Origin of the sequence: Fulvivirga kasyanovii, assembly GCF_009711405.1 — a bacterium.
In the GTDB taxonomy this organism is placed as follows: Bacteria; Bacteroidota; Bacteroidia; order Cytophagales; family Cyclobacteriaceae; genus Fulvivirga; species Fulvivirga kasyanovii.
Genome location: NZ_SMLW01000369.1, coordinates 1 through 7361, shown reverse-complemented (window position 1 = coordinate 7361; position 7361 = coordinate 1). Strand labels below are relative to the sequence as shown.

The following is a 7361-nucleotide window of genomic DNA, read 5'->3' as shown; positions in this document are numbered from 1 at the left end:
TATCTATGAAAGATGTGTATATCGTTTCGGCCGTAAGGACTCCCATCGGAAGCTTCGGAGGCAGCCTTTCCAGCCTTACTGCAGTACAATTAGGCTCTGCAGCTATCAAAGGTGCCTTATCCAAAGCCGGTGTGGATGCTAAAGAAGTTAATGAAGTATACTTTGGCAATGTAGTTTCAGCAGGACTTGGCCAGGCACCTGCAAGACAGGCCGCTGTTGGTGCGGGAATTGGCTACAATGTACCTTGTACTACCGTAAATAAAGTATGCTCTTCAGGCATGAAGGCCGTTATGCTCGGTGCACAATCGATCATGCTGGGCCAAAATGATGTAGTGATGACAGGTGGCATGGAAAGCATGTCAAATACCCCCTACTATTTACCTAACGCCAGGTTCGGATACAAATATGGCCATGGTCAGTTAATTGACGGCCTGATGCACGATGGTCTGTGGGAGGCTTACAACCAATTTGCCATGGGTAACTGTGCTGACAATACCGCCAAAGAGATGAACATCTCCAGGGAGGCACAGGACGAATACGCCATCAATTCATACAAAAGATCTGCCGCCGCCTGGGAAGCAGGCAAGTTTGCAGAAGAAATTGTACCCGTAGAAGTACCTCAAAGAAAAGGTGATGCCCTGGTAGTAAATGAAGACGAAGAGTACAAAAATGTAAGGTTTGATAAAATCACTTCCCTCAGACCGGTATTCTCAAAAGACGGTACGGTAACTGCGGCGAATGCTTCTACTATAAATGATGGTGCTTCAGCTATCATATTGATGAGCGAAGAAAAAGTAAAGGAATTAGGCGTGAAGCCCATAGCAAAAATCAAAGGGTTTGCAGATGCTGCCCAGGATCCTATGTGGTTCACCACAGCGCCTTCACTGGCTATACCTAAGGCTATGAAAGCCGCAGGAGTTGAGAAGGGAGATGTGGATTTCTATGAGATCAATGAGGCCTTCTCTGCTGTTGCCATTGCAAACAACACCAAACTGGAGCTGGATCCCGCAAAAGTTAACGTAAACGGCGGTGCTGTAGCCCTGGGTCACCCACTGGGTTGTTCCGGAGCCAGAATCATCACCACCCTGAACAGCGTGCTACACCAAAATGATGGAACAATAGGTGTAGCAGGTATCTGTAATGGTGGCGGAGGTGCTTCTGCCATAGTGATCGAAAAACTCTAAGTTGTAGCTTATATAATTTACAAGGAAGCCTTGCGTTAAAAGCGTAAGGCTTTTTTATTACATACCGAAAGGAACTGATCAGGCAAAATTATTGTCTCATATCAGGTTTAACCCAGCCTGTCCGTACCGGAGGTATTGTAATAATCGTTACTTTTGTAATATGAAAAAGTATGTACATTTTATTCTTCTGATTCTTCTCCCGGTTTTAACCCACGCCCAGCAAGAGGTAAGGACTTACTACGACCAGGAAGAAGAAATCCTGAAAGAAGTCTACTTTGTTAATAAAAATGGACCTGATATAATAGAAGGTAAATACCTCAAATATCATCCTAATACAACCATTGCCGTTGAAGGCTCCTTCAAAGATGGGTATAAGGATGGTACATTTAAAGAATACTACCCCAGCGGGAAACTTCAACGCATTGTTTCATATAAAAACGGAAAGAAAGAAGGACCTGTAAAAGTTTATTCCGAAACCGGCCAACTGATCCAGGCAGGCAGTTTTATCAACAATGAACTGGCCGACAGCCTGTACACCCATTATACCGACGGAAGCCTTAGAAGCCGCGGATATTTTGTCAATGGTAAACCACAAGGCACGCTCCTTGAATACTACCCCAGTGGTAAAATCAAACGTAAGATCACCTACAAAGAAGGTTTTCAAACCGGAATTACGGAAACCTATTATGAAGATGGAACCCTGATGACGGAAGGCAATTATCTTAAAGGGATTTTAAACGGATATTATAAGACCTACTTCCCTAACGGACAACTGGAAACCGAATCGCAAATGGCTGAAGGGGAAAAAACAGGGGTATTCAAAACCTATAATATGCAAGGGCAGTTATTGCTCAAAGGCATGTACATGAATGGCCAGCTTCATGGGGAAAACATTGGTTACTACCCTAACGGCAACATGGAACACAACTATACTTACAATGCCGGAAAAAAGGTAGGCACGGGCTATGCATACTATTCCAACGGTAAACCCAAGGCCAAGACAGAATTAAACAAAGACCAGACCGAGGAAAAAATATCAAAATATGATACCCTTGGGCAGCTAACCAGCGTGGAAAACTACCTCAACGGCAAACCTCATGGAGAGTGGAAGCAGTTTCATGCCAATGGAAAAATAAAAACAGTGGAGTATTATGATCAGGACAGGCTGAATGGCTTAAGAACCACTTACCACGAAAACGGCATTAAGGCTTCCGAACAGCTCTTCAAGTTTGGCATGAAATACGAAACAGGGAAAACATATTATCCTGACGGAACCCTTGCCTCTGAAACACCCTATCACGCCAATAAGATACATGGCATTTACAAGAGCTATCATGAAAATGGCCAACTTAAAGAAGAAGGGGAATACGTGACCAACAGGAAGGTAAATGAGTGGCAACTGTTTAATGAGAAAGGGGAACTGATGAGGGTAGAGATCTATAAAAACAATCAATTGATAGACACTAAGACGGCCCCTTTCGATGCAAATTAGCTGCGCCGTAAGTTTAATCCGGCAGTTTGATTAAGCCCTTCTGCCGAAGTGCTCCTATAATTCTGTAAATGAGAGTGTAAATAAATCAAATAGTGTTTTTAATATCTGCGTACATACCTAAATTTGCTGGCATCCTATGAACGCATTAAAAGAAACAAATTTCAGCTTTAAGGGCCAGACCAACTTTTACAGGGGCAAGGTTCGTGACATCTATTATTTTGGCAATAGAATGGCCATGGTAGCCACTGACCGGATCTCTGCATTTGATGTAATCCTGCCCAGGGCGATACCTTTTAAAGGACAGGTCCTGAACCAGATAGCTACAAAAAATCTTGAAGCAACAAAAGATATCTGCCCCAACTGGCTGGAGCAGACACCCGATCCTAATGTAGCCATTGGTATTACCTGTGAGACTTTTCCGGTAGAAATGGTGATCAGAGGTTATCTTGCCGGGCATGCCTGGAGGGAGTACCGCGATGGCAAAAGATCCGTCTGCGGAGTAGCTTTACCCGAAGGCCTAAAAGAAAATGATAAGCTTCCGGAACCGATCATCACCCCTACTACCAAAGCTCATGAAGGACACGATGAAGACATTTCGCGCGAAGAGATCATAGCCAAAGGCCTTGTTTCTGAAAAAGAATATGAACAGTTGGAAGATTATACACGAAAGCTCTTCCAAAGAGGTACTGAAATGGCCAAAGAAAGAGGCCTGATCCTGGTGGACACCAAGTACGAGTTTGGAAAGCTCGACGGCACTATCTACCTGATCGATGAAATCCATACACCTGATTCTTCCAGATATTTTTATGCTGATGGCTATGAAGAACGCCAGGAAAAAGGTGAGGCCCAGAAACAACTTTCCAAAGAATTCGTTAGACAATGGTTGATATCGCAGGGTTTTCAGGGAAAGAATGGACAAAAGGTCCCTGAAATGACAGACGAGGTTGTAAATTCAATTTCTGATAGGTATCTTGAACTCTTCGAGAAATTCACTGGGGAGCCTTTTCAAAAGCAGGACTACAGTAAAGTGAACGATCGGATTGAAAATAGCATTGTAAAAGCAATCAATTAGACTTGCGGTTGGTTTCAGCCGCCTTAAAAACAAACAAAATGAAATACACTATAGATAAACAAGAGAAATATTGTCTTCTAAAACTTCATGAAGAAAAGCTGGACTCTAATATTGCTCCAAACCTGAAGTCAGAGCTTATCACTATTCACGCCGAAGGTGCCAAAAACATTATTCTTGACCTTTCCGGAGTAAAATATACAGATTCATCAGGGCTAAGCGCTTTGCTGGTTGGCAACAGAGTGATTCAGGAGAATGGAGGGATTTTCGTTCTTTCCGGACTTTCCGAGCATACTATGAAGCTGATAAAGATCTCCCAACTTGACAGTGTATTGAATATTCTTCCTACTGTAGAAGAGGCCATAGATGCCGTATTCATGAATGAGCTGGAGAATGACCTGAAACAAGGTGAGGACGAGAATTGAGTAGGGTAAGGAAATTTGTCATTTCAATTAAAAATACTTGGCTCAAATTCGGCAATGCCTGCTTATGGCAGGCATCATTCAGCCCAATTGCTTAATGTGCAAAACCACTATTTTCTGATAGATTGTGGTGAGGCCACACAAATGCAACTCTCCAGGTATAAATGCAAAACCCTCCGCATCAGCCATATTTTCATCAGTCACCTCCATGGTGACCATTACCTGGGCTTAATGGGCCTTATCTTCACCATGCATCTTCTGCGAAGAAAAAGTGACCTTTACATATATGGACAAAAGGGCCTGAGGGAAATTATTACTACACAGCTCAAATATTCTGATACCGTACTTAATTATAACATACAGTTCAGGCAGCTTGACCCAAGCCAGCCTGAACTGCTTTTTGAAGATAATACTGTTGAGGTAAGCAGCTTTCCGCTCTTTCACAGAGTGCCCTGTTGCGGATTTCTGGTCAAAGAAAAACCTAAGCCATTAAGGCTCAACAAGGAGAAATTACCTCCAAAACTCTCATTGGCACATATCGCCCAGCTAAAAAAAGGGGAAGACCTTTATGACGACCAGGGACAATTACTTTACAAAAACACTGACCTGACATTACCGCCAAGAAAATCCCGGTCATATGCTTACTGTTCTGACACAAAGTATGAGGAAGCCATTATTCCTCATATTGCCGGTGTAGACCTGCTGTATCATGAAGCTACCTTTTTAAATGCAAAAGAGATGTGGGCCGCACAGACCTTTCACTCAACGACAACACAAGCTGCAGAAATAGCGAAAAAAGCAGAGGTAGGTCAATTGCTTATTGGTCACTACTCCGCCAGATACAACGACCTCACGCCATTCCTCGCAGAAGCAAAAGCCGTCTTTGATAATACCAAACTGGCCACGGAAGGTGAGGCTATTGATGTCCCTGATCTATGAAACACATTATCGATAAGAAGACCAACCTCTTCATAGTTCTAAGTGGTATATTTCTTACCAATGCCATACTTGCTGAATTAGTGGGCATCAAGATATTTTCCCTTGAAAGCACACTAGGGTTTAACCCTGCTCAGATAAAGCTATTCGGGGGTTGGATACTGGATTTTAATCTTACCGCCGGAGTGGTATTGTGGCCCGTGGTCTTTGTTACTACTGATATCATTAATGAATACTTCGGGAAAGAAGGTGTAAAAAAGATCAGCTATCTGACTGTTATCTTCATCTCTTATGCATTTCTGATCATAGCTGCGGTAAGCTGGCTGACACCAGCAAATTTCTGGCTGGAGATCAACAGCAAAGATCAGGCAGGAAATGCCTTTAACATGGATTATGCCTTTGATAAGGTGTTTCTACAGGGAGCCAGGATCATTGTAGGCTCACTTGCAGCCTTTCTGATAGGCCAGTTGCTTGATGTTTTTGTTTTTCACAAATTAAGGGTCATTACTGGCAGTAAAATGCTTTGGTTACGCGCTACCGGCTCCACGCTAGTGTCTCAGCTCATAGATAGCTTCGTAGTATTGTTCATTGCATTCTATCTGCTGGCATCGGCAGATGCCAAATGGTCATTCTCACAGGTTATGTCAGTGGGCATAATCAATTACATATACAAGTTTGCTATTGCCATCATTATGACGCCTGCCCTTTACGTTGCCCATCACTTCATAGACAAATATCTTGGGAAAAACCGGGCTGAGGAAATGATGGAAGATGCTGCGAATAAAAGCAGCTCGTTCTTTTAACCTGCCTTTTTCTTTTTGAGTTCTTCAACTTCGCCTTCAATGTCTGCCTCGATCCCTGTTTCACAAGGATAGTCGAACAGGCACCTGTCCTTAATGGCGCTCACTACCTTTCGCGGAACCATCTTCTCCCACCCCTCTTTACCAGACTTGATCATGGCCAGCACATTATCAGAAACAATGTGCAGGTTATCTACATTGGCACCTTTGATATTAACCAGCTTATTGTTATCAATCAAATACTGATAGAGGCCATGAAGATTGGCAGGCAACTCAAAGTTATCCAGCGTATAAAGCCCCTCTCCTCCTATTTTATGCGACGGATATACGTAAAGCGTCACATTATTACCAAACAGTGTTCCAAAAGCTTCAAGCACACCACCTCTTAGGTTGGTATAGTACTTTTCTTCAAAAACCCGCTGCAGGTTATAAATACCGAGTATAATACCAATTTTTCTTCCCCGTGTAATCCCTGAAAGGTAATCCACCAGTTTATAATATTCGGGGTAGTTCGAAATCATTACATTTTGTCCCAGAGAGCAGATAATGTCAACCCTGTTTAAGAAGTCTTTCTCATCTATCTCACCCTCGGTGCGCAAGTCATTAAGAGTAAGCTCGGTAAGCACCACAATTTTGCTTTTGTCTACGTCCGGCTCATTTTTAAAATGCCTTCTGGCCGTCAGTAGCATATCCACATTCACATGTGTAACAGGCCTGAAACGTCCGCGTAGCACAAGTACATTCTTTTTATACAGAGCTTCCGATGGCTGCATCACATTGCCATCAGGCCCAAACATAGCCGCACTGGTCATGCCACTTTTTACAAGTTTGAGGCTCATCAGCCTGTTGTCCACGTGCTTGAAGTCAGGCCCATAGATCCTGAACATATCTATCTCTATTCTGCCGGGCGTGAGTCCGTCAATAAGAGAATCCAAAAGTTCCTCGGGGTCTTTGATGAAAAAGCAACCAAAAATAAGGTTCACACCGATAACGCCCAGAGCCTGCTGCTGTAAAACAGCGTCGTTATCGTGCATCTTCACATGTATGATACACTCATTGTATGCTGCTCCCGGCGTGCATTGAAATCTCAATCCAATCCATCCGTGCGGCTGGTTGGTGCGCTCGTAGTTAAGTGCTTCCACGGTATTGGCAAAAGCAAAGAACTGAGTATCTGGTGCTCTGTGAGGCAATCGTTCGATAAGAAGGTCATATTCATGCTCAAGCATTTTCATCAGCCTGGGTTCACAGACGTACCGCTCGCACATACCGTAAATAGCATCACTAAAACTCATATCGTAGGCCGACATGGTCTTGGCAATTGTACCGGAAGCCCCTCCGGCTTTAAAAAAATTAGCGGCGACATCCTGCCCCGCTCCTATCTCTGCAAATGACCCATAAATGTTCCTGCTCAGGTTAATTTGAAGTGCTTTCTCCTTGGTAGTCAATTGTCTTAGTGAA

General features: G+C 43.4%; 7 protein-coding genes. 6 read left to right on the top strand and 1 reads right to left on the bottom strand.

Annotated elements, in window-relative coordinates:
- Window positions 1-5: 5 nt before the first annotated feature.
- The 6 genes from E1163_RS04185 to E1163_RS04160 all read left to right on the top strand — a co-directional run bounded on the left by E1163_RS04185 (window position 6) and on the right by E1163_RS04160 (window position 5906).
- The gene (locus tag E1163_RS04185; protein WP_155169794.1) at window positions 6-1184 is read left to right on the top strand and encodes an acetyl-CoA C-acyltransferase; all 1179 of its coding nucleotides are present in this window, start codon (window positions 6-8) and stop codon (window positions 1182-1184) included.
- 160 nt (window positions 1185-1344) lie between these two features.
- Window positions 1345-2676, top strand: coding sequence for a toxin-antitoxin system YwqK family antitoxin (locus E1163_RS04180; protein WP_155169791.1), 1332 nt, complete (start codon window positions 1345-1347; stop codon window positions 2674-2676).
- 136 nt (window positions 2677-2812) lie between these two features.
- Entirely contained in the window at window positions 2813-3748 is a 936-nt protein-coding gene (locus E1163_RS04175; protein ID WP_155169788.1) for a phosphoribosylaminoimidazolesuccinocarboxamide synthase, read from the top strand.
- A 38-nt stretch (window positions 3749-3786) separates the two neighbouring features.
- Window positions 3787-4170: an STAS domain-containing protein gene (locus tag E1163_RS04170; protein ID WP_155169786.1), complete on the top strand. Its 384-nt coding sequence runs from the start codon at window positions 3787-3789 to the stop codon at window positions 4168-4170.
- 15 nt (window positions 4171-4185) lie between these two features.
- Window positions 4186-5106: a ribonuclease Z gene (locus E1163_RS04165; protein ID WP_155169783.1), complete on the top strand. Its 921-nt coding sequence runs from the start codon at window positions 4186-4188 to the stop codon at window positions 5104-5106.
- Window positions 5103-5906 carry a queuosine precursor transporter gene (locus E1163_RS04160; RefSeq protein WP_155169781.1) on the top strand — a complete coding sequence of 268 codons (804 nt, stop codon included), beginning with the start codon at window positions 5103-5105 and terminating at the stop codon, window positions 5904-5906. The genes E1163_RS04165 and E1163_RS04160 overlap by 4 nt, the downstream gene beginning before the upstream one ends.
- Here E1163_RS04160 and E1163_RS30395 read toward each other — a convergent pair.
- Entirely contained in the window at window positions 5903-7348 is a 1446-nt protein-coding gene (locus E1163_RS30395) for a TonB-dependent receptor (RefSeq protein WP_185155951.1), read from the bottom strand. The two genes, E1163_RS04160 and E1163_RS30395, sit on opposite strands and share 4 nt — an antisense overlap.
- Window positions 7349-7361: the final 13 nt, after the last annotated feature.

Bases quoted from the DNA above. Each gene is read 5' to 3' on its own strand.
- E1163_RS04175 (WP_155169788.1), top strand. From the start codon at position 2,813: ATGAACGCATTAAAAGAAACAAATTTCAGCTTTAAGGGCCAGACCAAC.
- E1163_RS04185 (WP_155169794.1), top strand. From the start codon at position 6: ATGAAAGATGTGTATATCGTTTCGGCCGTAAGGACTCCCATCGGAAGC.
- E1163_RS04160 (WP_155169781.1), top strand. From the start codon at position 5,103: ATGAAACACATTATCGATAAGAAGACCAACCTCTTCATAGTTCTAAGT.
- E1163_RS04170 (WP_155169786.1), top strand. From the start codon at position 3,787: ATGAAATACACTATAGATAAACAAGAGAAATATTGTCTTCTAAAACTT.
- E1163_RS04180 (WP_155169791.1), top strand. From the start codon at position 1,345: ATGAAAAAGTATGTACATTTTATTCTTCTGATTCTTCTCCCGGTTTTA.